A 26,407-nucleotide genomic window follows, 5' to 3' on the forward strand; every position below is an offset into this window, starting at 1 on the left:
ATGTCCGACCTTGAACATGCCGGCTGGCCCCGCCGGACCGTGCGCGTCGTGCAAGCGCCCAGCATGGAGAGCCTGACCGGGCTTGATACCAGTACGGGCATCGGATCCGGCACTGCCTGGCTTTGGCTTGATGGCGCACGTTCCGACACCTTGGAGCTCGAAGTGTCCGCGCTGAAACCCGGATTCGATCATCACTGGTTATGGCGCGGCACTAACTGGGAGTACCAGCCGCCCGGCTTTCGCCATGGTCCGCTGTTGACGCCTGTCACCGCGCCCTTGTTGCAGGCCTTCGTTGACGATTGGGCTCCCCGGCAGTTGGGTGTGCTGTTGTTTGCCGGCGATGACGCGCCGGCCAGCGCGCACCTGAAGCAGCTGCATCGGATGCAAGCACCCGACGGCTTGGCGATGCGCTTCAACCTGACGGCCACCCGCCAGTTGGAAGAGCTTTGCGAAGGTTTATCAACGCATCGCCTGGCGGATTTGATGGGGCCCATCCGGGGGCTGATCTGGCGCAGCGCCGACGAGGCGGGCGCGCAATGGTTGCAAGCGGATATCCCTGCGTCCAGTGACGCGGCGTTCGACCATGAAGGCTTCGCGCTGTCTTCGGATGATGAAGATGCGGTCAACCGCGCCAGCTTCGATTACTTCATGCGAGAGACAGCGCGCCGCCACGTGCCCGCCGATCTGGCGACCCGCAACCCGACAGCCCACGCCAAGCTGCTGCACCAGATCGCGCTGTTTGCCGATGAGGCCGGGCAGATCAACCTGCAACTTGAGCGCGACGTCCGCCACTACATCACGCTGCGCCTGCGCTTTCCCCAATCGCCCTTTGAGAACGATGCCGAATTGCGCGCGAACCTCGCACGCCGCGAGGTCTCCGGACAACTGCGCCTGAATCAAGCCCAGCTCCGGCTGAACAAGATCACCGCCGGCCTCGCATCAGGAAACCGACCATGATTCACCTGCAATGCCCCAAGGCGCTGCAACCGCCCCACCCCAGCGCCAAGCGGCTGGGCAAGGCGATATCCCCGCCACCTTGCCAGCGCGGCATCCCCTTGTATCCCCTGCGCTATGGCATCACGGACGAACCCTTCGATGCGAAGGTGTTCCCCACGCTGAGTACCGCCGCCTATCCGGCGTTGAGCAACGGCAAAGCCTACGGCTTGCGGGTACTGCGGCCGCGCAGCTATGTGTATCTGCTCTCGCGCGAAGAAGGTCGGATGTGGACACGCCATTACCAAGTCACCGACAACATCCGCTTCGCGCCGATCTGGTGGACGGAAGCGGACTACGACGGTGACGTGCCCGGACGCAAAGCCGTGCCCGACGAAGCGGGCGCGGCGCGCTTTCTGCTGGCGCCGCCCGATCTGCAAGACGACACCCTGCACGTGCTGGTCAGCGACACCCTGCTCAGCCACGCCGTGCTATGGGACATCGAGAACGACACATCAAGTTGGCAAACCCTGCTGGCCACCCCGGTCAAACCCATCGGCGGCAAACAACAGCACGCCTTCCCGGCGGCATTGCTTGCGCACGTGCGCGAACTGGCCCCAAGCGCGCTGCGCAACTATGACTGGAGCGAAAGCCAACCCCACACGGACAGCATTCCATCCATCCTGAACGCCATGACCGCCGCCACACGGCCCCGCACCGACGTCGAGCCGCAAGCCGTGGTCGTGCGCGATCTGGCGGGACTGTTAAGCGAACTGAACGTGTTGGTCGGCAGCCGGCTGGCGGACCTGCAAACGTACAGCGCGGACGCGGCGCGCAAGTTGCGGGTGTCGGAAATGATTGACCAGTTGGGCGATTTGGCGGGCCAGGCGGCGGGCAGTCAGGTGGCGCGTAACGATCCAATCGGAAGCGCCATGCCCTCGGGCGCAACGGGGCCTGCCGTAATGGCCGCCAACGAACGTGCCAACCGCGCGCGCTTGGCCGCGCACCGCAAACGTATCGCCCACGCGCGCAACACTGAGCGCGTGGAGTTCATCAAGCAGCATCCGCGACGGCTGCAAGACTACACAGACCAGGTTGTACTGGCCGCCGCCGACCTTTGGACCCTGTTCAACACCCATCAAAAGGTCTACGACGTACTCGTCGAATCGCATGCGCCCGATGCCACGGGCTACCTGGACCTGCGCTGCCTGGCCGGACACACCTTGCCCGGGCTCATCCACTGCAAAGCCGGCCACGATTTCCTGCTCAAGCAAGTGGAACCCAGCGGCCCGATCGGCCTGCTCAAGAAAGCAGTACTGGGCGCACCGGAAGTGCTTGGTTATACCAAGCGAGTCGCGCAAACCATGCTCGACCACACCGAGCTGGGCACAGTCATCGTCGCCAAGGCAGCGGTCGATGCACCATTGGCCGCGCTGCAAAAAGTACTAACGACAATACCGGCCGACGGAGCGTCCCATCAACTGAGCGTGATGCTGGGCGCACTGGTCGCGCACGGGCAATTGACCTCGCCCGGCGCATACTGGACCAGCGTCTACCGGCCCATCATGGAAGTGCTGGACGGCAATCTGGCGCGCGCCCACGAAGTACCGCTGCGCGAGGTAGGCAATTGGATGCGCGCAAGCCTGGGCCTCACAGGCGTCAACGGTTTTCGCCCACAGACAGTGGACCGCGCCGCGCAAACCCTGGTCACCTTGTATGACACCGAAGACGTGCAGGAGCGGCTGGCGCAAGGCCAAAGACTACCGGAGCGCTTGCGCTTCTGGCACAACGCCAGACTGGCACTAGGCGGCGTCGCGGCGTTCGCCACGGTATACAGCGCGGGGGAAGCGTTCAAGGCGCTGGGGCAGGAAGATGGCATGAATTTGGGGAACGCGCTTAATGCCACCGGAAAGGTTCTGGGGGTCGGTGCGGCGGGCGCCACGATGACGAGGTTCCGGTTTGAGAAACAGCGGGATCTGGCGAAGGTGCGGGGGGAGATGGAGCTGGCGCGAGAGCTAAACAGCGCAGCTGGAAAATGGGAGCTGCGAGCGATTGGAGCTGCCGCGGTGGCGGCAATTGCAATTGGGGCGAAGGATTGGTGGGATGCGGCGCAAAAGGACACAGGCGTAGCCGCTCGCATCAGCTTCGCCAGCGGCTCGTTGCAAATGGCGGCGGGCGGAGTGGGCGTGTTGCACTTGCTTGGAAAGCTGAACGCCCGCTTCCTTGAACGATGGGCTGAATCTCCCTTAGCAATAGTTCGCGGCGGCGAAGCCATTGCTCGCATGAGCGCCGGATCAATCGGCTGGATCCTGCTTGCTACCGAAGGCCTTTACCACGTCCTCCGCCTGTTTCATAAAAGTGCCGCCGAGGAAGCCAAAATCACCACATGGATCGCCCGAAGCGTATGGGGCATACGCGGAAACGAGGCGCCGTTTTCCAATGACGAGGAAGAGCTGCGCGAATTCCACCGACTGTTTCAACAACCCAGCATCGAATCCGACGTAGCACTGCTCAAGCTCTTGGACCGTTCACCACAAGTCACGATCGCTGCAGCTGTGGGCATGTCAAACGATCTCCGAACCATTACCGTTCGGCTGCCAGGGTGGCGGCCGGAAGTCAGCCACTATGCGATAAGCCAACAGCAAGCCGCAAGAATTGGAGAGATTTCCGGCACAACCATTTACTACGAAGATCCCGAACTGGTAGCAGTGGAGGACAAGATGGGCGTCGTCCGGATCAGCACGAACACTGTCTTCGGTACCACGAACGTCGAGTATCGACCTAACGGCTTCACTGACGCCGACTTCGTGATGAAGGAGAACCGGCTATGGTGAAAAAGCTCCGCACTATCGACCCCACAACAATCCCGGATGCCGCAGGCGAGTTCAAGCGCCAATGCGAATACCTTGATCAGAAGACGGATCATGGTGCATTGCCCGACATCCGCTACGCAATGGATCCTGAGCAGGTATGGCTATTCGATGATGTATCGGACGTCGACCAGTTCAACGATCGCTACATTGAACCTAGGGTCGAAGGACAGATAACGTTCTTGATGCAGCTATCCACGATGGGCGTTCCTATGTCCTTGATCATCGTATTTATACTAGCTCCGCTATTTGGAGAGTTTCACGTCAAAGGCATATTAATCTGCATCCCGTTCTTTCTATTCGCATCGTTCTTTTTGTGGTTGGGAACCAGCATAGCGCAGTGCCGTATTCGCTTTAATCGGCAGGCGCAGCTAGTACATGTGACCTATGGAGATGCAGTCATGCACGTCCCGTGGCGTGACGTCCGACCCTATACCGTATTCGGCCATGACTATCGTTTGCGGCTTTACTTCCCTGTTCCCTATCTGGAGATAATGCAGCAGCCCTCCGCGGATCCGGAACGCGTTCGAAAGAGAAAGATGCCTTTTATCGTCGAAGGTGACTTCGACATTCATGACCACTTGTTCTTCGACAACAACCTTCAGCGTCTAGAGTTCATACGTCGTTACATGGAGCACGGCCTGGAGGCAATCCAACCTGGCCGCGAGTTCGTCGAAAAGGGCTTAGTCCGCAAACCCACTGGCGACAACACGGTAACCAAAACCGGCAGATTGAGCGATATCTTCAATATCTTCGATATCCTCTTCAACTTCATCAGCCTAAAACCCCTCCTTGACCGCTGGATCAAGCACAAAGCCAACTCCTTCCGCTGGCCGGAAGAAGTCGAACGCCTATGCGCCCCCGGCGCCGATCTATCCGCCTACGACACCCGGCCCGTCAAATCCAGCACCCGCTACTTCTATCGTTATGCCGGCATGGACAAGGGCGTGATCTTTGTTGATCACAAAGGCAAACAGGTTCATCTGCGCAGCAAGCCCGGGTGATTGACATCCGAGCCGCGCACGCCACTCGTCCGCCACGCCAAGCCCGCGCTGATGGCCAGCGCGATCGCCAATAGGCCGCCGGCCATCGCGGCCACGCCTGGCCATTGGCTGGCGGCCCAGAAGTGTCCGCCCCAGGCGCCCAGCACGCTGGACCCCACGTAATACACCAGCAAGTACAGCGATGCGCCCAGCGCCTTGTAGCCGCGAGCCATCTGGCCGACCCAGCCGCTGGCCACCGCGTGTGCGGCGAAGAAGCCGAAGGTGAACACCACGATGCCGGCAATCAGGATGGCCAGCGTGTCCGACAGCGTCAGCAGCAGCCCGGCCAATGCCAAGCCGGTGGCGGCGGTCAGCATGGCGCCTCGGCCGTGGCGGTCGGCCAGGCGGCCGAAGAAGGTGGACGCGAATATGCCCACCAAGTACACGACGAAGATGAAGCCGATGAAGGTTTGGCTTAGCGAAAACGGCGGTAGCAACAGGCGAAAGCCCACGTAGTTGTAGACCGTGACGAAGGCGCCCATCAGCAGTCCGCCCATGGCGAACAGCGCGCACAGTGGGCCGTTTTTCATGTGTGCGCCGACTCCCGCCCGCACGTCGCCCCACACGCCAGCCCAGCCGCGCCCGCGTTGCGGGGTGAAGCGGCGTGAGGCCGGCAACAGCCACATGAACAGCGCGGCGGCAACGATGCCCACGACGCCCAGCGTGCCCAGGGCGGCGCGCCAGCCAAAATGGTCGGACACCAGGCCGGTGATGACGCGGCCGGACAGTCCGCCGAATGCGCTGCCGCTGATGTACAGGCCCATCACAAAGCCCAGCGTGTCGGGTTCTACTTCTTCCGCCAGGTACGCCATGGCGACGGCGGGCACGCCGCCCATCGCCACGCCTTGCAGCGCGCGCAAGGCCAGCAGGCTGTGCCAGTCGGGCGCCACGGCGGCGATGGTGCCTAGTACGGCCGAGGCCAGCAAGGACCAGGCCATGATGCGCTTGCGCGGCAGCGCCTGCGAAAACAGGCCCACAAAGAAGATCGCAATGGCCAAGAGGCCCGTGCATAGCGACAGCACCAGGCTGCTTTGCGCGGGCGATACGCCGAACGCGCCGGTGAACAGGGGCATCAGCGGCTGCACGCAATATAAAAGCGAAAACGTGGAAAAGCCGGCGGCAAACAAGGCCCATTGGGCGCGGCGCAGTTCGGGGGTGCCACGCGCCAGATACTCGGTGGGCGTGGGCGTGGAAGAACTGGCGGAGGGGGTAGACATCTGGAATCTCGAAGGGCAAACGGGCTCGTGACCCGTATAGGAAAAGTAGACTTTTCGCCTTCATATGTCCAATATATGAAACTTGCACCCACCATATTTTTAAACGATGGAACTTCGACACCTGCGCTATTTCACTGCTGTGGCCGAAGAGCTGCATTTCACCCGGGCGGCGGCCCGGTTGGGTATCGGCCAGCCGCCGTTAAGCCAGCAGATTCAACAGCTTGAGCGCGAAATCGGCACGCCGCTTTTTCTACGGCTGCCCCGAGGCGTGGACCTGACCGAGGCCGGCGCCCAGTTCCTGGAAGATGCGCGCGCCATTCTGGCCAGTGCCGACCGCGCCATCGACACGGCTCGTCGGCTGGGGCGCGGCGAGCGCGGCGCCATCACGGTCGGCTTCACGGCGTCCGCCGTCTTCCACCCTTACCTGCCCCGCGCCATCCGCGCTTACCGCGACCGCTACCCCGACGTGCGCGTCACGCTGACCGAAAGCAACACCATTTCCCTGTTGCGCGGCCTGCGGCTGGGCGAGGTGGACGTGGCCTTTGTACGGCCGCCTTATCTGTTGGACCCGGAGTTCGAGTCCGAGCGCGTGCTGGACGAACCCATGCTGGTGGCCCTGCCCCCGGACCACGCGCTGAGCCGCCGCCGCAGCGTGCCGATTGCCGCGCTGGCCGATGAGGACTTTGTGCTGTATCCACGGCCGATTGGCGCGGGCTTGTATGACGCCATCCAATCGGCTTGCCAGCGTGCGGGCTTTGCGCCGCGCGTGATTCAGGAAGCGCCGCAGATGGCGTCCATCGTCAGCTTGGTTGCCGCTGGTGTCGGCATTTCGGTGGTACCGGCCGCCATGCGGCACATGGGCGCGGAAGGCATTGAATATCGGCCCATCAAGGGAGACGCGCCGCACGCGCTGCTGGACATGGCGTATCGCCGCCACGACCGCTCCATTGCCGCCGTCAACGCCGTGGCGATGCTGCGCCAGCTTGCTCATCCGGAGCGCCCGGCCGCCAACGAATAGGCCGACGAATAAGCCGACGAATAAGCCGACAAATAGGCCGACGAATAGGCCGAAGATCAGGCCGCGTATTGCCCTGTCGCGTTTGTCATGTTCTGTTAACCCTGGCCCACGGCAGAAGAGTACATTGCGCTACCGGCGATCCGTCCCTGAGAGATGGATGGATGCTTTGATACCTCCTCTTGATACCCCTGTTAATAGGTGACTCCGTGCGACGTACCCTTCTGGCCTTGGCCCTAGCAACCCTTCCCGGCTTGGGCGCCGCCGCCGCGCTCAGCTCGTCCATCGGCGCGGTCACCGTGTATCAGGACCGCGCGGTGGTGACTCGTTCCGCCAGCAGCGAGCTCGCGGCGGGCGAACATGAACTGGTGCTGGAAAACCTGCCGGCGTCATTGCAGGAAAATTCCCTGCAAGTGTCCGCCAAGAGCACCGGTCAAGCGTCCTTGCTTGACGTCAAGGTGCGCGACGCCTTTCGGGCAGACGCCACCAACGAGCGCGTTCGCACCCTGCAAGAGCAAGTCCGCAAACTGGAAGGCCAGTTGGCCGGGCTGGACGACGAGGCCGCCGTGTTGGAGAACCAGCGCGAACTGGTGCTGATGATGCAGCGAGGCGCCACCGAGCCGTCCAAGGACAGTGCCCGCCTGACGCTGGACGAATTGAAAGCCATCCAGACCCTTAGCGCCGACAGTTTGGGCAAGACGCTGGCGGGGCTGCGCCAGGTTGCCGAACGTAAAGAAGCGCTGGAACGGGAATTGTCCGCGCTGCAAAGCCAAATGAACATCGTGCGAGGCCAATTGAGCCGGCGCAGCAAGACCGTCACGCTGCGCGTGAACCTGGCGCGCGCGGGCAAGGTGGACCTGGCGGTGTCGTATGCAGTAGGCGGCGCGCGTTGGACGCCCGCTTACGACGCACGCTTGCGTCCGTCCGACCGCAGCGTGGACCTGGGTTATTTCGGCGTCGTCCGGCAAAACACGGGCGAAGACTGGAACAACGTGAAGCTGACGCTGTCGACCGCGCGCCCGGCGCTGGGCGGCGGTGCACCGACCTTGACGCCATGGATCATCGATGTGGCGGCGCCCCCGCCACCGCCCCGCCCCGTGGCCGCGCCGGCTCCCGCCGTGAGCAGCGAGATGATGAGAAAGCGTGCCCCGCTCGCAGGCAGCCAGGCGTATGCCGACGCCGCCATGGACGAAGCGGTGCCGGAGCCCATCGACGTGCAGACCGCGCAAGTGCAGAACGACGCCACCAGCGCGTCGTTCCAGATCAAGACCCCGGCCACGCTGGCGTCCGACAACACCTCGCAGCGCGTGGCCATCACCACGGCCAAGCTGCCCGCCACCTTGCAGTACCAGTCCACGCCCGCGCTGCGCGAAGCGGTGTTCCTGACCGCGCTAGCCAGCAACAGCACCGACTTTCCGTTCCTGGCCGGCACGCTCAATACCTTCCTGGATGACGCCTTCGTCGCGTCCGGGTCGCTCAAGGCGGTGATGCCGGGCGAAAAGGTCGAGCTGGCGATGGGCGCCGACGACGGCATCTCGATCAAGCGCCAGTTGGTCAACCGCTTTACCGAAAGCACGGGGTTTTCCGGCAGCGGCAAGCGCGTGACCTACGAATACAAGATCACCGTGAAGAACAACAAGGCCACCAAGGAACAGGTGGTGTTCAAGGACCGGCTGCCGGTGTCTCGCAACGAGAAAATCGTGGTCAAGCTGCTGTCGCCCGCCGACCGCGACATCAAGCGCGAGGAAGACGGCAAGCTGGCCTGGGAATGGGAGCTGGAGCCGGGCAAGTCCCGCGACACCGTGCTGAAGTTCTCGGTGGACTATCCCGGCGACATTGACGTGTCGGGTATTTGAAGCCTTGAAGTGAAGCCTTGAAGTGAAGCCTTGCAGCCGCCGCCGCCCGCTCAATGGCGGCGGCAGAAATCGATGAATGCGTCGGGCTCCAAGGGCATGGACAAGCCATAGCCTTGCGCCACGTCGCAACCCAGTTCGCGCAGCAGTTGCACGTCGCGCTCTTGTTCGACGCCTTCGGCCACCACGCGCCGGCCCAGCACACGGCCCATTTCAATGGCGGCGGCCACCACGGCACGCGACGCGGCTTCGCGGTGCATGTGCACGATGAAGTCGCGGTCGATCTTCAATTCGGTAAACGGCATGGCAGAGAACAGCCGCATCGACGCGATGCCGGCCCCAAAATCGTCCATCGCCAATTCAAAGCCGCGTACCCGCAGCAGGTTCAAGACCGACGACAAGGCCAGCCAATCGTTGACCGGCTCGTCCTCGGTCAGTTCCACCTTCACCAAGCGCGCCGGCAGGCCGGCCCGCGCGACCCGCTTTTCCAGCACGGCGGGCATGTCGCGCGAACACAGCGTGGAAGACGACGCATTGATGGCGATGGGCACGGCGATATCTTCGGCGTGCAAGGTTTGCAGCACTTCCAGCACGCGATCCGTCACCCGCAGGAACAACATCCGGTCCATGCCCAGGCGATGCGCGGCGGGCACGAAATCAGCGGCGGCAATGGACCCAAGCTCGGGATGGTCCCAGCGCGACAAGGCCTCGGCGGCCACCACCTTCCCCGTCGACAGGCTCATCTGCGGCTGCAACACCACGCTCATGCCCTCGCCCGTGATCAGGGCGCGGCCCAATTCGGCTTCGATGACTTCGCGGCGTATCGATTGCTGCTGGGGCGTCGTCATGTCCTCGGCCGCCAGGCCCGCCTTGACGGCCTGATGCATGGACGTGCGCGACACCGGCTTGGACAGCGCCTGCGCCGAGGGGCAGCCCGCCTGCAGCGCCAGCCGCACGTGAGACTCCAGCAATTCGTCGCTTAGGCTGCTGATCCAGATGATGGGCGGCATGCTTTTCAGGCGGCCCGCGTCGACCAGGCGCCGCAGCTCGTTGGGCAGATGCGTGCCGTCGCCGTCGCTCATGACGATGTCGCTGATCACCAGATCGTAGAACTGGCGGCCCAGTGCGCTGATGGCTTCCGTGCTGCTGCCCACGCCGGCAACGCGCCGGTATCCCAACGCCAGCAGCATGTTCTGCAGGTAAGCGCGTTCAACGGGGTGATCTTCGACCAGAAGAATCCGCCGCGCGGCGCCGGCGTCTGTTTTGGGCATTGCGTTCCGTCCTAATTCATAGGGCGTTATTCATAGGGCGGGCCGTTGCCGGCCACCGCTGGTTTTATCGGGGTTCATGCTACGGCATTCGCGCGCGATCTGTCGTTGTGAAGAAAGGGCTACGGCGATTTCCCCGCCGATAGGCGTAGGTTTGGGAACACCTGCCCGGTCCTGCCTCGGTCCGTTGTCGATACGCAACGCGACCGGCTCCGCCAGACGGTGGCAGCCCTCCGGCGGCGGGGCTACGCGGCCAGTGCGATAATGGCGACCATCACGCATCCAGCGCATTGGCGCATCTACGGCACGGAGCCCCCCCTTGACCCGCATTGACGACCCCCAGCACGACCGCGAGGTCGGCACGGCCGACTCCACCCAGGACAACACGCGCACCGACGACACCCGCATCAGCGCCGTGCGTCCGTTGATTTCGCCCGCGCTCCTGCAGGACGAGTTACCCGTATCCCCCACCATTCAGAACCTGGTCGAGCAAAGCCGCGCCGAAATCGCCGACGTGCTGCATGGCCGCGACGACCGCCTGCTGATCGTGGTCGGCCCCTGCTCCATCCACGACCATGGTCAGGCCATGGACTACGCGCGCCAGTTGCGCACGGCGGTTGACCAGCACAAGAAAGACCTGCTGATCGTCATGCGCGTGTACTTCGAAAAGCCGCGCACCACCGTGGGCTGGAAGGGCTACATCAACGACCCCCGCCTTGACGGCAGCTTCCGTATCAACGAAGGCTTGCGCCGCGCCCGCGAATTGTTGCTGGACATCAGCGGCCTGGGCCTGCCCATTGCCACCGAATTCCTGGACCTGCTCAGCCCGCAGTACATCGCGGACCTGATCGCCTGGGGCGCCATCGGCGCGCGCACCACCGAAAGCCCCAGCCACCGCCAACTGAGCTCTGGCCTGAGCTGCCCGCTGGGTTTCAAGAACGGCACCGACGGCGGCGTGCAGATTGCGGCCGACGCCATGGTGGCCGCCAGCGCCAAGCACGCCTTCATGGGCATGACGAAGATGGGCATGGCCGCCATTTTTGAAACGCGCGGCAATCAGGACACGCACGTGATCCTGCGCGGCGGCAAGCAAGGCCCGAACTATGACGCGGCCAGCGTTGACGCCTGTTGCGCCGCCCTGCGCGCCGCCGGCCAGCGCGAGCAGGTCATGATCGATTGCTCGCACGCCAACTCCAACAAGTCGCATCTGCGCCAGATCGACGTGGCCCAGGACATCGCCGCGCAGCTTTCGCGGGGCGACGCCCGCATCACCGGCGTCATGATCGAAAGCCATCTGGAAGAAGGCCGCCAGGACCTGAAGCCCGGCCAGCCCCTGCGCCGTGGTGTATCGATTACCGACGCCTGCCTGGGCTGGACCCAGACGGAACCGGTGCTGGACACCCTGGCGCAGGCCGTGCGTCAGCGCCGCGCCATCGCCGCCAAGCGCTAAGGAAATTTCTTAGCGGTAGAGGGCATACGGCGCCGGATCCACGTCCGGCGCCTGGCCCGTGATCAGGCTGGCAAGCAGCTTGCCGGTCACCGGGCCCAGCGTGAAGCCGTGATGCGCGTGGCCAAACGCCATCCATAATCCGGTATGCCGAGGCGCGGGCCCGATCACCGGCCGCATATCAGGCATGCAGGGGCGGCATCCCATCCAGGGTTCTTTTTCAACCGCCGCGCCCAAGGGCAGCAATTGGCTGGCCAGTGCGCGCGTACGCTGAATCTGAATCGGCGAAGGCGGCGCATCGCGCGCCGCGAATTCCGCCCCGGTGGTCAGCCGCACACCCAACGTCATTGGCGTTACGACAAAGCCGCTGTCGATGTCCGCCACCGGGTGCGTCAGCGTGGCGCCGTCTTCCAGCGCGAAGTGCTGGTGATAGCCGCGCTTGACCGCCATGGGAATGCGGTAGCCCAAGGGCCGCAACACATCGGGTGACCAAGGCCCCATCGCCACGACCACGTCGCGGGCGTCGATGCGGCCGTCATCGCCTTGCACCTGCCATCCCTGGCTGCCGGCCGATTTCAGGGTGCGCGCATCGCCTCGCAGCAATCGCCCCCCGCGCTGCTGGAACAGGGCCGCATACCCCCGCGTCACCGCGCCGGGGTCAGACACGTTGACAGGGTCCAGCCAGTGCACGGCGCCCACCATGCGGTCGGACAGCGACGGCTCAAGCGCCGTCAGCGCCTGCCGGTCCAGCACTCGGTAGTTCAGCCCGTACGGCGCCAGCGACTCGGCTTCCGCAACAGCGCGCGCCAGGCCCGCCTGGGACCGCACGCCATCGATCCAGCCTGTGCGGCGGAACAAGGGCGAGAGGTTCGCATCGTCTTTCAGCGCGTCGTGCTCGGCCACGCTGCGCTCGATCAGCGGCAGCATCGCTTCGGCCGCGCGCGCCAGCCGCGTGGGAGATGAATGCCACCAGTAGCGCAGCAGCCAGGGCGCCACGCGCGGCAGAAAGCGCACGTGATAGCTCACGTCGGGCGTGTTGTTGCGCGCATAGCGCCACAGGCTGCGCCAATCACGCGGAAACGCATAGGGAATGACGCTGGCCCGTTCGATCAGCCCCGCGTTGCCGTAGCTGGTTTCTTCGCCGGGGCCACGGCGGTCAAGCAGCACCACGGAACGTCCGCGCGCCAATAAATGCAGCGCCGTGCTGACGCCGACGATGCCCGCACCCAGAACCACAACGTCTGTTTTCATGCGCCGCATTCTGCGCCTTGCCCCCCGTGTTCGGCAAGGGAGCGCCAGCGTAGAATCGCCGCTCCCGCGGTGTGCTTTCCCGCCCTTGCCCGCCCTTCGGACCCCGCCATGCCCCTACCGCCCTTGCACCCCGTCACGCTCCATGGCGACATCGTTCGCCTGGAACCCATGGCCGCGCAGCATGCCGATGCGCTGGCGCAAGTGGGCCTGCATCCCGAACTCTGGCGTTTGCAGCCGGAACCCATCGCGACGGTCGACGACATGCGGCGCTATGTGACGCGCGCCTTGGAAGACGCGCAGGCGGGCGCCTGCCTGCCCTTTGTCATCGTGCAGCAAAGCACCGGGCAGATCATTGGCGCCACACGCTACATGGACATTGCGCTGGCGCACAAGCGGCTTGAGATCGGCGCTACCTGGTTGACGCCGGCCTGCCAACGTTCGGGCGCCAACAGCGAAGCCAAGTTCTTATTACTTCGGCACGCTTTTGAAACAATTGGTATCATACGCATCGTTTTCAAGACGGAACTGAGCAATGCCCAGTCTCGCGCGGCCATTTTGCGCCTTGGGGCAATCGAGGAAGGCGTGTTTCGCAAGCATCTGATTTCACAGTCGGGGCGCACGCGCGACATGGTCTATTTCGCGATCCTCGACGACGACTGGCCATCGGTCAAATCACGCCTGCTGGCGCGACTGGCCTGGCCGCGCTAGGGCTACGCCCCAAGTTCCTTTTCATCGCCGGACTGCGTTGTCCGGTACGCCCTTTTCAAGTCAGGTATGGATAGCACTCCCCTCATTCCCGCCGCAGTCTCCGCTGCGCGGCACAGCATTTTCATCTACACGGAAGAACAGCGCGGCAACCAACTGGTTGAATCGCCCGTCATTGGCATGCTTTCCGATGTTTCGGGCTCGGACAAGCTTATCGTGGCGCAAGATCCACACAGCGGCTTGAAGTTCATCTATCGGGTGGACCACGAAAGCAGCAACCTGGATGCCGCCGCCATTACCGAGCAGGAACCGGCCGCGTTCGACGGTAAGACCTCGGTCCAGATCAACGCCATGTCTTACCGCCTGGGCAACGCCGAGAATGCGATGAAATTGCTGCGCGGCAAAAAACAATGGATCCAGGACAAGGGCGCGGTGCTGTCGGTGTTGCTGCAAAACGCGGCCGCGCGCAAGACGCGCTTTGCCTCGGCGCGTATCGAACGCGACCGCATGCGCAAGGTGCCGGCCGGCGTGCCCATCGAATATCTGCCTACATAAATCGGATGGAACCAGACGCGGGGGTCTTATCCACAATTTCTGTGGATAAGGCGCGCGACGATGCGCGTCCTGCGGCCCTTGCCAGCACGCTGTACGGCCTGCGCAATGTTTGATCAGGCACAATTTGGCACTGGCCTGGATGGCATCCAGGCGGCATGCTGCACCGCCGCGACATCGATGATGATATTCTCCGCAGGCATCAACGATACGAAACGTTTCATGCGTTCCGCCGCCTGGCTTGTGCCCACGCTAGCGGACGCTGATCTCAAACAGAACCCGTAGCATGTCAGGAGCGAAAAGCGTGTTTGCCCTTGAATCGCGTCGCGTGCAAACGCGAGCGGAGACCGCGCCGTGACGATTATCGTTGTCGATGATCACGGCGACTGGCGCGACACGATCGTCGAGTACATCCAGGATCTGGGGCTGGACAAAGCCATCCTCACGGCCGGATCGCTGGCCGAACTGGATCAACTGATGCTGTCCGTGACGCCGGGCATCCTGGTGCTGGACGCCATGCTGCCCGACGGCGACGCGCTGACCCGCATCTCGCAATTGCGCACCCGCTATCCGTCGATGGGCATCGTGATGCTGACCGGCCGCCTGCTCAGCGAAGACAAGGTCTCGGGCCTGAGCCTGGGCGCCGATCACTACCTGACCAAACCCGTGAATCTGGCCGAATTGGGCGCCACGTTGGTGTCGCTGTCGCGACGACTGCGCGTGGTGCCGGCAGAGGCCGACGACGCCGGTGGCAACACCTGGCGATTCGATCCCGCACGGCGCACGCTGGTGTCGCCCGGGCAAGTGTGCGTGGACATCACCGACACCGAAAGCCGGCTGATCGGCGCGCTGATCCAGGCCGCGCCGCTGCCCTTGTCGCGCGGCCGCCTGGTCGAGGCGCTGGGCGCCAGCATCGACGCCTACGACACGCATCGGCTGGACGCGCACATGCATCGGCTGCGCCGCAAACTGCGCGCGCAGGCTGCGGGCGACCTGGGCATACGCACCGTGTATGGTGTCGGCTATGTGTGCACCACGCCCGTCCAGGTCGTGGGCAGCGCCAAACCCTGATATTTGTTAACAGGCTCTCTCCTTCCATGCGCCCTGCCCTCCGTCCCCGCCGCTCCGTTCTCTACATGCCCGGCGCCAACGCGCGCGCCTTGGACAAGGCCCGTGGGCTGGACGCCGATGCCCTGATTCTTGACCTGGAAGACGCCGTGGCGCCCGAGGCCAAGGCACAGGCCCGCGCGCAGGTCGCCGCGGCCTTGAAGCAAGGCGGCTACGGACGCCGCGAGTGCATCGTGCGCATCAATGCGCTGGACACGCCGTGGGGCCACGACGACGTCGTCGCCATTGCGCAGGCCGGCGCCGACGCCGTGCTGCTGCCCAAGGTGCAATCCGCCGCCCAACTGGGCGCGCTGGCCCAGGCGCTGGACGCCGCCGGCGCGCCGCCCGACCTGCCCTTATGGGCCATGGCGGAAACGCCGCTGGGTTTTCTGCGGCTGGACGCCATTGCGGGCGGCCACCCCCGGCTGGCCGCCATCGTGGTGGGCACGTCCGACCTGGTCAAGGACCTGCACGCGCGCCACACGCCCGGCCGTGAAGAAACCCTGTTAGCGCGATCGCTTGCCGTCATGGCCGCGCGCGCCCACGGCTTGGCGGTCCTGGACGGCGTGCACCTGGACTTGAACGACGACGCGGGCTACGCGGCTGCCTGCGAGCAAGGGCGCGACCAGGGCTTTGACGGCAAGACGCTGATCCATCCCAAGCAGATCGCCGCCGCCAACGCCGCGTTCGCACCCACCGACAGCGAACTGGCCCTGGCGCGCAAGCGTCTGGATGCCTGGCGCCAGGCACAGGCCGCTGGCCAGGGCGTGGCCGTGGTAGACGGCGCGTTGGTCGAAAACCTGCACGCCGAAGAGGCCGAGCGCGTGCTTGCCCTGGCCGCCGCTATCTCGGGCACGGCTTCCCAGGCATAGGCCGCTGCCACTGCGGGCAGCAACCCCGCGCCTACGCCGCCATCTCGCGCACTGCCCCCACGCATAAGCGGCCGTCGCGGCCGCGAAACCCGCTCGAACGCCGCCCCTAAAACGCGCTTCATCTGCGCCGATGCGCGCGGCCCGGTACAATACTGCCCACGATTGGACGACGCCCCTTGCCTGGGGCGTGTCTCTTCACCTTTTCGCGCTGATGTCCGCCTGCTGTGTCATGGCTGAGCGCGCGAACCACCCGGTTCCCTTTTTTGCGCCGCGTCTTGTGGCGGGAGCCTCGCCGCGCGCCTGCCGCGCCACCCCCTGCCCCAAGATTCATGATCCGCTTCCAACAAGTTTCACTCATGCGCGGCGTCAAGCCCTTGCTCGACAAGGTCGACCTGCTCTTGAACCCCGGCGACAAGATCGGCCTCATCGGCGCCAACGGCGCCGGCAAGTCCAGCCTGTTCGGCCTTTTGCGCGGCACGCTGCACGCGGACCAGGGCGACCTTGACTACCCTTCAAGCTGGCGCATGGCCTACGTGGCGCAGGAAACCCCCGCGCTGGACCGCCCCGCCATCGAATACGCGATTGACGGCGACGTCACCTTGCGCAAGCTGGAAGCGGAACTGGCGGCATTGGAAGCCGAACCCGAAAGCGCCGAAAACGGCCTGCGCATGGGCGACATCTACGCCGCGCTGGCCGATGCCGACGCCTACACGGTGCATTCGCGCGCCGAACAATTGCTGACCGGCCTGGGCTTCACGCAAGAGCAGATGCATCTGCCGCTGACCAGCTTTTCCGGCGGCTGGCGCATGCGCCTGAACCTGGCGCAAGCGCTGATGTGCCCGTCCGACCTGCTGCTGCTGGACGAGCCCACCAACCACTTGGACCTGGACGCCATCATCTGGCTGGAAGACTGGCTCAAGCGCTACCCGGGCACGCTCATCGTCATCTCGCACGATCGCGACTTCCTGGATGGCGTGGTCAACGTCATCGTCCATATCGACGAACGCAAGCTCAAGCGTTATTCGGGCAATTACTCGTCGTTCGAACGCCAACGTGCCGCCCAGTTGGAACTGGCGCAAGGCATGATGGAAAAGCAGATGCGGCAACGTTCGCACCTGCAATCGTTCATTGACCGCTTCAAGGCCCAGGCCAGCAAGGCGCGTCAGGCGCAAAGCCGCATCAAGGCGCTGGCCCGCATGGAAGAAGTGGCGCCGCTGCGCGCCGCCGCCGAATTCTCGTTTGAATTTCGCGAGCCCCTGCGCGCGCCCAACCCCTTGCTGACCATGGACAAGGTCAGTGCCGGTTACCGCGTGGAAGACGAAGAGACGCAGGCCGTGTCCGACAAGATCATTGTGTCGGGCATCAATTTTTCGCTTCAGGCCGGCCAGCGCATCGGACTCTTGGGCATCAACGGCGCGGGCAAGTCCACGTTCATCAAGACCATCGCGGGCGACCTGGCTACGTTGGGCGGCGATACGCAGTTCAACAAGGGCCTGTCCATCGGCTACTTTGCCCAGCACCAGGTGGAAATGCTGCGTCACGACGAATCTCCGTTGTGGCACATGATGAAGCTTGCACCCACCGTGCGCGAGCAAGAGTTGCGTAACTTCCTGGGCAGCTTCAACTTCAACGGCAACATGGCCACCAGTTCCATCGCGCCTTTCTCCGGCGGCGAAAAAGCGCGCCTGGCGCTGGCGCTGATTGTCTGGCAGCGCCCCAACCTGCTGTTGCTGGATGAGCCCACCAACCACTTGGACCTGGAAACGCGTGAGGCGCTGACCACGGCGCTGGCGCAGTTCGAAGGCACCTTGATGCTGGTCTCGCACGACCGTCACCTGCTGCGCGCCACCACCGACGAGTTCATCATCGTGGCCGACGGCGTCGTCAAACCGTTCGATGGCGACCTGGACGACTACAAAGACTGGCTCTACAAAACCAAACTGGCCGCCAAAGCCGCCTGATCGCGTTACAATCCCGCGAATTGCCGGCAGGCGCCTTCGATGCGTCGCTTGCACGGCAACCTTCAACCCCGTCCCGCTGTACGCGGGACGAGTTTTTTCAGCGCTCGTAGATGACGATCAAAGACCAACTATTTCTCGCCAGCCAGTATCTTGCGCCGCATCACCTGGTGTCGCGCTTCTTCGGATACGCCTCAGACTGCCGGGAACCCGCGGTCAAGAATTGGATGATTTCGCGCTTTGTCCGCAAGTACGGCGTGGACATGCGCGAGGCCTTGCAAGAAGACCCGTTGGCCTACGACTGCTTCAATGACTTCTTCACCCGCGCGCTGAAAGACGACGCGCGCCCGCTCGACGATGAACCCGGTTCGGTGCTCTGTCCGGCCGACGGCGCCATCAGCCAATTGGGCGCCATCGAGCAAGGGCGCATCTTCCAGGCCAAGGGCCACAGCTACGGCCTGGTTGACCTGCTGGGCGGCGACGTGGAACGTGCCGCGCCGTTCCAGGGTGGCGAATTCGCCACCGTCTACCTGTCGCCCAAGGACTACCACCGCGTCCACATGCCGGTGGCCGGCACGCTGCGCGAAATGGTGCATGTGCCGGGCCGGTTGTTCTCGGTCAACCCGCTGACCGCGCGCAACGTGCCGCGCCTGTTCGCACGCAACGAGCGCGTGGTCTGCATATTCGATACCGAGCTCGGCCCCATGGCGGTGGTGCTGGTGGGCGCGATGATCGTCGCGTCGATTGAAACGGTCTGGGCCGGCCTGGTGACGCCGTTCAAGCGTCGCGTGAAGTCGGTGCGCTATGACGCCACGGCGCGCGCGCCGATCCATCTGGAGAAAGGCGCGGAGATGGGCCGCTTCAAGCTGGGTTCGACCGCGATCGTGCTGTTTGGCCCGGACAAGATCCGCTGGGCCGACACGCCGTCGGTGCTGGGTCCCGTGCGCATGGGCGAACTGCTGGCCTTGCCCACGGCGCGGCCCTGACCGCCTTGGAAGATGCTTGCACGCCGCTTGCACCCCGCTTGTACGCCGCCTGCAAGTTGATTCCAAAAAGCGAATAAACATTTAGCAATCTATTCGCTTTCATCGATAAAGCAGGGTTGTTAGATTACGGGCTTTTAGCGGCCCGCCATGACTTCCAACGCCCTGCCCGTTCCTACGCCTGCCAGCACGCCGACCACCAGCGCAGCCGCCCCCGTGCCGCGCGCGCTTGCCCGCATGCTTAGCCTGGATGACTTTGAAGCCGCCGCGCGCAAGCGCTTGCCCCGGCCTATCTTCGGCTACGTGGCGGGTGCCGCGGAAGACAACCAGTCGCTGCACGACAACCGCCGCGCCTTCGCCCAATACAGCTTCGCGCCCCGCGTGCTGGTCGACGTGTCACGCCGCACGCAAAGCACGGAAATTTTCGGACGCCGCTACGCCTCGCCGTTCGGTATTGCCCCCATGGGCATCAGCGCCTTGTCGGCGTACCGGGGCGACGTGGTGCTGGCCCGCGCCGCGCGAGACGAAGGCATCCCCGCCATCCTCAGCGGCACGTCGCTCATTGCGCTGGAAGACGTGATCCGCGAAGCGCCCGGCACCTGGTTCCAGGCCTATCTGCCGGGCGATCCCGCAAAAATCGACGCCTTGGTCGACCGGGCACGCCGCGCCGGTTATGAAACCTTGGTATTGACCGTCGACATCCCCGTGTCCGCCAATCGCGAAAACAATGTGCGTACCGGCTTTTCAACGCCGCTCAAACCCAGCCTGCGCCTGGCGTGGGACGGCTTGACCCGGCCGCGCTGGCTGGCGGGTACCTTCCTGCGCACCTTGCTGGCCCACGGCATGCCGCATTTTGAAAATTCATTCGCCACGCGCGGCGCGCCCATTGTGTCCGCGTCCGTGCTGCGCGACTTCACCGCGCGCGATCACCTGAACTGGGAACACGTGGCGCGCATACGCCGCCAGTGGCCGGGCGCCTTGATCATCAAGGGCATCCTGCATCCGCAAGACGCGGCGCTGGCGCGCCAGCACGGCGCCGATGGCGTCATCGTGTCCAACCACGGCGGCCGCCAACTGGATGGCGCCATCTCGCCGCTGCGTGCCCTGCCCCGCGTGGTCGACGCGGCGGGCAGCATGACCGTGATGATGGACAGCGGCGTGCGGCGAGGTGGCGACGTCTTGAAGGCGCTGGCGCTGGGCGCGCGCTTTGTGTTCGTGGGCCGGCCGTTCAACTATGCGGCGGCGGTCGGCGGGCAGGCAGGCGTGGCCCACGCCATCCACCTGCTGCGGGCGGAAGTCGACCGCAACATGGCAATGCTGGGCATCAACAGCCTGCGGGAAATGAATGCGGACTTGCTCTGGCGTGACGGGCCCGGCGGCCACTGAACGGCCTGTTGCCGAACCGGACACGGCCAGGCAGCGCGACGCGGCATAGAATGGCGGTTCCCTGGCCTGCCCCCTTCCCGCCGTGTCCCTACGCCAATCCTCGTTCTTCCTGCGCTTTCTGACACTGGGTGCGCTGGCCCACGTCTATGTCGGCGCGCGCTTGATCCCGGACGCGCAGTTGCCCGCCGCTGGTGCGGCCGCCGCCATCATCGCCCTGCTGCTGTCGTGCATCCTGATTCCGATGGGTATGCTGGCCCGTTCCTCGGTGAACCCGCCGTGGGGTGATCGCATCGCGTGGGTCGGCCTGATCGCGATGGGGCTGTTTTCGTCCCTGTTCGTCTTGACCGTCATCCGCGACGCCGCCCTGCTCTTGACGTGGCTGGTCACGCTGCTGGCCAACGCCAGCCTGCCCTGGCTGGACCTGCGCCGCTACAGCGCCTGGGCGGTTGCCGCGCTGGCATTGGCGGGCACGCTGGTCGGCTTCTACAACGCGCGCAGCCGGGCCCGGGTGGTGGATGTGGACGTGCCCATCGCCGGTTTGCCGCAAGATCTGGACGGCTTCACCATCGTGCAGATCAGTGATGTCCACGTCGGCCCGACCATCAAGAAGCAATACGTGCAGGCCATTGTCGATGCCGTGAACGAACTGCTGCCCGACGTCATCGCCATCACCGGCGACGTGGTCGACGGCAGCGTCGAGCATCTGGCCGAGCAAGCCAGCCCGCTGGGTTCGCTGCGCGCGACTTACGGCGTGTACCTGGTGACGGGCAACCATGAATATTATTCAGGCGCCACGCCCTGGATCGCCGAATTCCGCCGCATGGGCCTACGCGTGCTGTTGAACGAGCATGCGGTCATTCACCCGTCGGGCTTGCCGGTGGTGGTGGCGGGCGTCACGGATTTCAGCGCCGGCGCGTTTGATCCGCAGCATCGCAGCAATCCCAAGGCGGCGCTGGCCGGCGCCCCCGCCGACGCCTGCGCCAAGATTCTGCTGGCGCACCAACCGCGCAGCGCGGCGGCGGCGGAACCGCTGGGCTACAGCTTGCAGTTGTCGGGCCATACGCATGGCGGGCAGTTTTTTCCGTGGGGGTTCTTCGTGCGCTTCCAGCAGCCCTTCACGGCGGGCCTGCATCGGCTAGGCAAGATGTGGGTCTATACCAGCCGGGGTACCGGCTACTGGGGGCCGCCCAAGCGCTTGGGCGCGCCGTCTGAAATCACGCGCCTGCGCTTGCGCACGGCGTCGGGGCGCGCCTGAATGGCAACGCGCCGACGCGCTTAGTCCGCCTGCGGCGCGTTGTCGGGCAAGGGGCCGCGCTCCAGGTAGCTGGTCAGCGCGATGTCGCTGGTGGTGTTGGTGATGCCGTCAATCTGGTGGATGCGGGCCAGCAGCAGCTCAAGCGCCTGCGTGTCACGCACCCGCACTTTCAGCAGCATGGCGCTTTTGCCGGTGATGGTGTGAATCTCTTCCACCTCGGTCAGCTCGGCCAGGCCCAGCACCTGTTGCGTGATCGTCCAGTTGGCGGTGTCCACATGCACGAAGGCCAGCAAGGGCCGGCCGATGCGCGCGCCATCCAGCCGGGCGGCAATGCCTTTGATCAGCCCGTCGCGCTTCAAGCGCTTGACCCGTTCATGCACCGCGGGAGCCGACAGGTTCAGTAATTTGCCTAGCTCGGCGTAGCTGGGCGTGGCGTCGTCCGCCAGCAACGTTAATAGTTTTCGGTCGCGATCGTCTAGGTCTGGCATCGGAATCAAGTTCTGCCTTACGGCATTCGGACTTTGATGGAATAAGGAAATATCGGCGTAATCCCTTATTTTATTCCAATAAAATTCGCGGCATGCAGAACCGTAGCAAGCGACAATCCCACCCCGCGTCCGCCGTGCCCGCCTTGATGTTTGCCGTCAGCGTCGTGGGGTCCAATGGCTTGGCGCTAAGCCCCATCTTGACCGACGTAGCGCGCTCGTTTTCAACGTCGGCGCTGACCATCAGCACCGCCATTTCGGCCTACGGCGCAGCCACTGCCGCAAGCGCCTTTTTCCTGGCCGCGCGCATCGACCGCATCGGCATCCGCCGCTCGCTCTTGGGCGCCATGCTGGTGCTGATCGCGGCCCTGGTCCTGTCCGCCACCGCGCCGCACTGGATCGTGCTGACCTTGGCGCAAGCCTTGGCCGGCGCGGCGGCGGGCGTCATCCTGCCCGCGGCCTATGGCTCGGCATCGCTGGTGGCGCCTGCCGGGCAAGAGACGCGCACGCTGGGGCGCGTGATTGCCGGGTGGTCGGTGTCCTTGGTGGCGGGCGTGCCCTTGTCCGCCCTGATCTCGGACGCCGTCGGCTGGCGCGCCACCTACGGCACCCTGGCCCTGTGCGCCGCGATTGCGCTGCTGGGCCTGCGCAAGCTGCCCGAACGCCGCGCGGAAAATCCCGCGCCGCTGCGCCTGTCGCGCTTGCTTGCCCCGCTTTCCTATCGCGACGTGCCCGTGCTGTTGCTGGCGTGCCTGGCATTCTCGTCCGCGTTCTACGGCGTCTACGCCTTCCTGGCCGACCACGTTCGCACGCTGTTGGCGCTAAGCGCCGGCAAGGTGGGCTTTATTGCCTTTGCCTATGGCGCGGGCTTCATGCTGGCGGGGTTTGCCGGCGCGCCGCTGATTGAACGCCTGGGGCCGCGGCGTGCCTTGCCACTGGCCTTGGCGACCATCGCCACGGTGTATCTGGTGTTGTTGCCCGCTACGCACGCCTTGGCGGCGGTGCTCGCCATTGCCGTGCTGTGGGGCGCCGCGTCACAGATCAGCCTGAACCTGCTGGTGTTGCTGCTATCGCGCGCACGGCCCGATGAACGTGGCGCGGTGCTGGGCTTGAATACCTGCACGACGTATCTGGGCGCCAGCGTGGGCACGGCGGTCGCCGGCACGCTGTACACGCATGCGGGCTTTGAAGCCTTGGGCGTGTGCGCGTCGGCCGTCGTGGGCCTGGCCGCGCTGGGCCTGCATTGGCGCTTGAACGGCCGCCGCGCCGAACGGCGCGAGGCGGCGGCGTAACGTCTTCTGACCTACCAGGGGAACGTGATCAGGTCGCCGTACAAACGCTTCAAGGTCGCTTTGACCTCGGGCGAGTTCTGGTAGATGGCAATGAACTTCAGCAAGCGCGGGTCTTGCGCCTTGTCCGGCGTGGTCACCCAGCGGATGGCGTAGCGGCGGATGCTGGCGGGGTCGGTATTGTCGAACGCCAGCCCATCCTTTTCATTCAAGCCCGCCTGCTTGGCAAAGGTGGTGTAGGTGACCGACGCCGTCACGTCATCAAAGGTGCGCGCGGATTGCGAGCCTTCAATCTGCACGAACTTCAGCTTCTTGGGGTTGGACACCACGTCTTGCAGCGTGGCCTGGTGGGCCACGCCGGGCTTCAGTTTGATCAGCCCGATCGATTCCAGCAGCAGCAAGGCGCGGCCCGTGTTGACCGGGTCGTTGGGCACGGCGATGGTCGCGCCGTCCGGCACCGTATCGCCCTTCTTCAGCTTCTTGGAAAACAGGCCGATGGTGGTGGAATAACCATAGGCGATGGGGGTCAGGTTTGCGCCCCGGCGCTGGTTGAACAGTTGCAGAAACGGTTCGTGCTGGAAGAAATTGGCGTCGACCGAGCCATCGGCCACGGCGATGTTGGGCAGCACCCAATCATTGAATTCCACCAGTTGCACCTCCAGGCCCTCTTTCTTGGCTTGGGCAATGGCTTGCTCGGTGGCTTCGTTGGCCACGCTGGCAATCACGCCGATGCGCAAGGGCTTGTCTTGCGCGGTGGCCGTGGCGCAGGCCGCCACGCTCAGGGCCAGCACGGCCGCGCCGCGCGTCAGGGTGGAAAACAACGAATGCAAGTGCATGAAAGCCATCCAAAGGGAATGCAAGCCGGCGCGCGAACGATAGGTGATCAGGGCAAGCGGGTGGGTTGATCGGCGCGCAGCCGCTATTGTGCAGCAGCAGGCTCGCGTGTCCGGCAATAGCCATTGTTGCGCAATGGCGATGATTGACCCAGCACGTAAGCAAACGGCCGGGGTACTATCCGCCCAATGATGAACCCCACCGGAGCCCGCAGCGTGCAGAACCCTGTTGCCTTGCCTACCCAAATCTCCCTGATCGGCGCACCCACGGATATCGGCGCGGGCGCTCGCGGCGCGTCGATGGGCCCGGAAGCCTTGCGCGTGGCGGATCTGGGTCCCGTGATCGAGGCGCAGGGGTTTGAAGTGATAGACCGCGGCAACCTCTACGGCCCCGCCAACCCTTGGCTGCCGCCCCACAACGGCTATCGCCATCTGGCGGAAGTGGCCGCGTGGAACCAGGCCGTGCATGACGCCGTCTACGCCGAACTCAGCCAGGGCCGTCTACCCATCCTGCTGGGCGGCGACCACTGCCTGGGCATCGGCTCCATCAGCGCCGTGGCGCGCCATTGCCGCGAAGCCGGCAAGAAGCTGCGCGTGCTGTGGCTGGACGCGCATGCGGACTTCAACACCCATGCGCTGACCCCCACCGGCAATATCCACGGCATGCCCGTGGCCTGCCTGTGCGGCTACGGCCCGGCCGAGATCACCGGCATGTCTGGCCAGACGCCCGACATCGAACCCGGCTGGGTACGCCAGATCGGCATCCGCAGCGTGGACCAAGGTGAAAAGCAGTTGGTGCACCAGGCCGGCCTGGAAGTGTTCGACATGCGCTATCTGGATGAAATGGGCATGCGCGCCACAATGGACGCCGCGCTGGCGGGCCTGGATGCCGGCACGCACCTGCATGTGAGCTTCGACGTGGACTTCCTGGACCCCGACATCGCGCCCGGCGTCGGCACCACCGTACCCGGCGGCCCCACTTACCGCGAAGCGCAGTTGTGCATGGAAATGATTGCCGACACGGGCTTGATGCGCTCGCTGGACGTGGTGGAACTGAACCCCGCGCTGGACGTGCGCAACAAAACGGCGGAAGTGGCCGTGGACCTGATCGAAAGCCTGTTCGGCAAATCGACGTTGATGCGCCGGGGCAGTTGAGCGCTACAGCGGTTTCACCTTTGCGCTTTCCCCTCTGCCGCCCGCTACCCCTCGCGGGCGCGCCGGATGGCTTGCGCGGCATTCTGCAAATGCGCCAGGTTTCGATCCCGCGCTTCCCACACGCGCGGCGTCGGCCCGGCCATGCATAGCGCGTACCATTCCCCGCCCAAATCCAGCGCCACCGCCAGGCCGGTCAGGTCCGCCACGCTTTCGCCCACGTTCGCCGCCCAACCCCGCGCCTCTACCCGCGCCACCTCGGCCAGCAAGGCCTCGCGCGTCGTCAGCGTGCGCTCGGTATGTCGGGTGTAGTCGGCGGCCGCCAACACGCTATCCCGTTCCGCCGCCGGCAACCGCGCCAGCACCGCCTTGGCCACCGCACTGGTGTGCAAGGGCCGCCGCTCGCCCGGCCGCGCGGCGTAATGCACGGGTTGCGTGGACTCCACCACGTCTAGAAACACCACGGCGCCGTCCTGGATCTTGCCCAGCATGACGGTTTCATTGGCCGCATCGCGCAAGGCCAGCAGATGCGGGCGAACCTGTTCCAGCCAGGGGTCGCCAGACTGGATCAGCGCGCTTAGCGCTTGCAGCCGCGCGGTGGGGTAATAACCGCCGCGCCGCCGCACCTCATACAAATAGCCGCGTGCAACCAGCGTGCGCACCAGCGCCAGGCAACTGGACATGGGCGCGCCCAAGCCCTGGGCCAATTCGGTCAGCGGCATCGGCCGCCGCGCCTGCGCAAAAAGTTCGATCAGATCCAACGTTCGGGCGACGAGCTTCACTTCCATGGTGGCGACCTTTTTCGCGGCGCTACCTGAGCAAAAATGACGAATCTGCTAGGTAATCCACTATGTTGACTTTTCATATGGGCGAACCTAAATTCTTGCACAGGAATTTAATTTCACATACAAGAATTCCACTTCAGCCGGCAGG

At 64.6% G+C, this 26,407-nt stretch carries 22 protein-coding genes; 16 read left to right on the plus strand and 6 right to left on the minus strand.

The window, feature by feature from the left end; all coding sequences use genetic code 11:
* From M2361_RS07825 to M2361_RS07835, 3 genes are read left to right on the plus strand one after another with little or no spacing between them, the layout of a single operon-like run.
* On the plus strand, positions 1–957 hold the full coding sequence (locus M2361_RS07825; RefSeq protein WP_259247542.1) for a DUF4123 domain-containing protein: 957 nt from the start codon (positions 1–3) through the stop codon (positions 955–957).
* Complete coding sequence (locus M2361_RS07830; RefSeq protein WP_259247544.1) at positions 954–3,767, plus strand: toxin VasX; 2,814 nt, start codon at positions 954–956, stop codon at positions 3,765–3,767. The genes M2361_RS07825 and M2361_RS07830 overlap by 4 nt, the downstream gene beginning before the upstream one ends.
* On the plus strand, positions 3,761–4,807 hold the full coding sequence (locus tag M2361_RS07835) for a hypothetical protein (protein ID WP_259247546.1): 1,047 nt from the start codon (positions 3,761–3,763) through the stop codon (positions 4,805–4,807). The genes M2361_RS07830 and M2361_RS07835 overlap by 7 nt, the downstream gene beginning before the upstream one ends.
* Here M2361_RS07835 and M2361_RS07840 read toward each other — a convergent pair.
* Positions 4,783–6,063 (minus strand): MFS transporter, encoded by a 1,281-nt coding sequence (locus M2361_RS07840; protein ID WP_259247547.1) that lies wholly within the window; start codon positions 6,061–6,063, stop codon positions 4,783–4,785. The two genes, M2361_RS07835 and M2361_RS07840, sit on opposite strands and share 25 nt — an antisense overlap.
* Before the next feature lie 106 nt (positions 6,064–6,169).
* Here M2361_RS07840 and M2361_RS07845 point away from each other — a divergent pair, with 106 nt between their 5' ends.
* Entirely contained in the window at positions 6,170–7,081 is a 912-nt protein-coding gene (locus M2361_RS07845) for a LysR family transcriptional regulator (protein WP_259247549.1), read from the plus strand.
* Between the two features lie 206 nt (positions 7,082–7,287).
* Positions 7,288–8,934, plus strand: coding sequence for a mucoidy inhibitor MuiA family protein (locus M2361_RS07850; protein ID WP_259247552.1), 1,647 nt, complete (start codon positions 7,288–7,290; stop codon positions 8,932–8,934).
* 50 nt (positions 8,935–8,984) lie between these two features.
* Here the strand turns inward: M2361_RS07850 and M2361_RS07855 are convergent, their stop codons facing one another.
* Positions 8,985–10,202: an EAL domain-containing protein gene (locus M2361_RS07855; protein WP_259247554.1), complete on the minus strand. Its 1,218-nt coding sequence runs from the start codon at positions 10,200–10,202 to the stop codon at positions 8,985–8,987.
* Positions 10,203–10,518: 316 nt separating this feature from the next.
* Between M2361_RS07855 and M2361_RS07860 the strand changes: the two genes are divergently transcribed.
* On the plus strand, positions 10,519–11,649 hold the full coding sequence (locus tag M2361_RS07860; RefSeq protein ID WP_279997651.1) for a 3-deoxy-7-phosphoheptulonate synthase: 1,131 nt from the start codon (positions 10,519–10,521) through the stop codon (positions 11,647–11,649).
* Positions 11,650–11,658: 9 nt separating this feature from the next.
* Here M2361_RS07860 and M2361_RS07865 read toward each other — a convergent pair whose 3' ends face one another.
* The gene (locus tag M2361_RS07865) at positions 11,659–12,897 is read right to left on the minus strand and encodes an FAD-binding oxidoreductase (RefSeq protein ID WP_259247556.1); all 1,239 of its coding nucleotides are present in this window, start codon (positions 12,895–12,897) and stop codon (positions 11,659–11,661) included.
* Between the two features lie 108 nt (positions 12,898–13,005).
* Between M2361_RS07865 and M2361_RS07870 the strand changes: the two genes are divergently transcribed.
* The 8 genes from M2361_RS07870 to M2361_RS07905 all read left to right on the plus strand — a co-directional run bounded on the left by M2361_RS07870 (position 13,006) and on the right by M2361_RS07905 (position 21,715).
* Complete coding sequence (locus tag M2361_RS07870; RefSeq protein ID WP_259247558.1) at positions 13,006–13,605, plus strand: GNAT family N-acetyltransferase; 600 nt, start codon at positions 13,006–13,008, stop codon at positions 13,603–13,605.
* Between the two features lie 66 nt (positions 13,606–13,671).
* On the plus strand, positions 13,672–14,157 hold the full coding sequence (locus tag M2361_RS07875) for a hypothetical protein (RefSeq protein ID WP_259247561.1): 486 nt from the start codon (positions 13,672–13,674) through the stop codon (positions 14,155–14,157).
* Positions 14,158–14,508: 351 nt separating this feature from the next.
* Complete coding sequence (locus M2361_RS07880) at positions 14,509–15,225, plus strand: response regulator transcription factor (RefSeq protein ID WP_259247563.1); 717 nt, start codon at positions 14,509–14,511, stop codon at positions 15,223–15,225.
* Positions 15,226–15,251: 26 nt separating this feature from the next.
* Positions 15,252–16,133 carry a CoA ester lyase gene (locus tag M2361_RS07885; RefSeq protein ID WP_259247565.1) on the plus strand — a complete coding sequence of 294 codons (882 nt, stop codon included), beginning with the start codon at positions 15,252–15,254 and terminating at the stop codon, positions 16,131–16,133.
* 329 nt (positions 16,134–16,462) lie between these two features.
* On the plus strand, positions 16,463–18,094 hold the full coding sequence (locus M2361_RS07890; protein WP_259247574.1) for an ATP-binding cassette domain-containing protein: 1,632 nt from the start codon (positions 16,463–16,465) through the stop codon (positions 18,092–18,094).
* 110 nt (positions 18,095–18,204) lie between these two features.
* Complete coding sequence (asd, locus tag M2361_RS07895; RefSeq protein WP_259247582.1) at positions 18,205–19,077, plus strand: archaetidylserine decarboxylase; 873 nt, start codon at positions 18,205–18,207, stop codon at positions 19,075–19,077.
* A gap of 147 nt (positions 19,078–19,224) precedes the next feature.
* The gene (locus M2361_RS07900; RefSeq protein ID WP_259247584.1) at positions 19,225–20,460 is read left to right on the plus strand and encodes an alpha-hydroxy acid oxidase; all 1,236 of its coding nucleotides are present in this window, start codon (positions 19,225–19,227) and stop codon (positions 20,458–20,460) included.
* Between the two features lie 82 nt (positions 20,461–20,542).
* On the plus strand, positions 20,543–21,715 hold the full coding sequence (locus M2361_RS07905) for a metallophosphoesterase (RefSeq protein ID WP_259247586.1): 1,173 nt from the start codon (positions 20,543–20,545) through the stop codon (positions 21,713–21,715).
* Between the two features lie 20 nt (positions 21,716–21,735).
* Here the strand turns inward: M2361_RS07905 and M2361_RS07910 are convergent, their stop codons facing one another.
* Positions 21,736–22,203, minus strand: a complete 468-nt coding sequence (locus M2361_RS07910) for an Lrp/AsnC family transcriptional regulator (protein ID WP_100855828.1) — start codon at positions 22,201–22,203, stop codon at positions 21,736–21,738.
* Between the two features lie 92 nt (positions 22,204–22,295).
* Here M2361_RS07910 and M2361_RS07915 point away from each other — a divergent pair, with 92 nt between their 5' ends.
* Positions 22,296–23,492 (plus strand): MFS transporter, encoded by a 1,197-nt coding sequence (locus M2361_RS07915; RefSeq protein WP_259247588.1) that lies wholly within the window; start codon positions 22,296–22,298, stop codon positions 23,490–23,492.
* A gap of 11 nt (positions 23,493–23,503) precedes the next feature.
* On the opposite strand, the gene M2361_RS07920 is transcribed toward M2361_RS07915, so the two are convergent.
* Positions 23,504–24,325 (minus strand): MetQ/NlpA family ABC transporter substrate-binding protein, encoded by an 822-nt coding sequence (locus tag M2361_RS07920; protein WP_259247595.1) that lies wholly within the window; start codon positions 24,323–24,325, stop codon positions 23,504–23,506.
* Positions 24,326–24,514: 189 nt separating this feature from the next.
* Between M2361_RS07920 and rocF the strand changes: the two genes are divergently transcribed.
* Positions 24,515–25,477, plus strand: coding sequence for an arginase (rocF, locus tag M2361_RS07925; RefSeq protein ID WP_259249261.1), 963 nt, complete (start codon positions 24,515–24,517; stop codon positions 25,475–25,477).
* A gap of 44 nt (positions 25,478–25,521) precedes the next feature.
* Here the strand turns inward: rocF and M2361_RS07930 are convergent, their stop codons facing one another.
* Positions 25,522–26,262: an IclR family transcriptional regulator gene (locus tag M2361_RS07930; RefSeq protein WP_259247597.1), complete on the minus strand. Its 741-nt coding sequence runs from the start codon at positions 26,260–26,262 to the stop codon at positions 25,522–25,524.
* Positions 26,263–26,407 lie beyond the last annotated feature (145 nt).

The sequence above is a fragment of the Achromobacter sp. JUb104 genome (assembly GCF_024806975.1).
GTDB lineage: Bacteria > Pseudomonadota > Gammaproteobacteria > Burkholderiales > Burkholderiaceae_B > Achromobacter > Achromobacter spanius.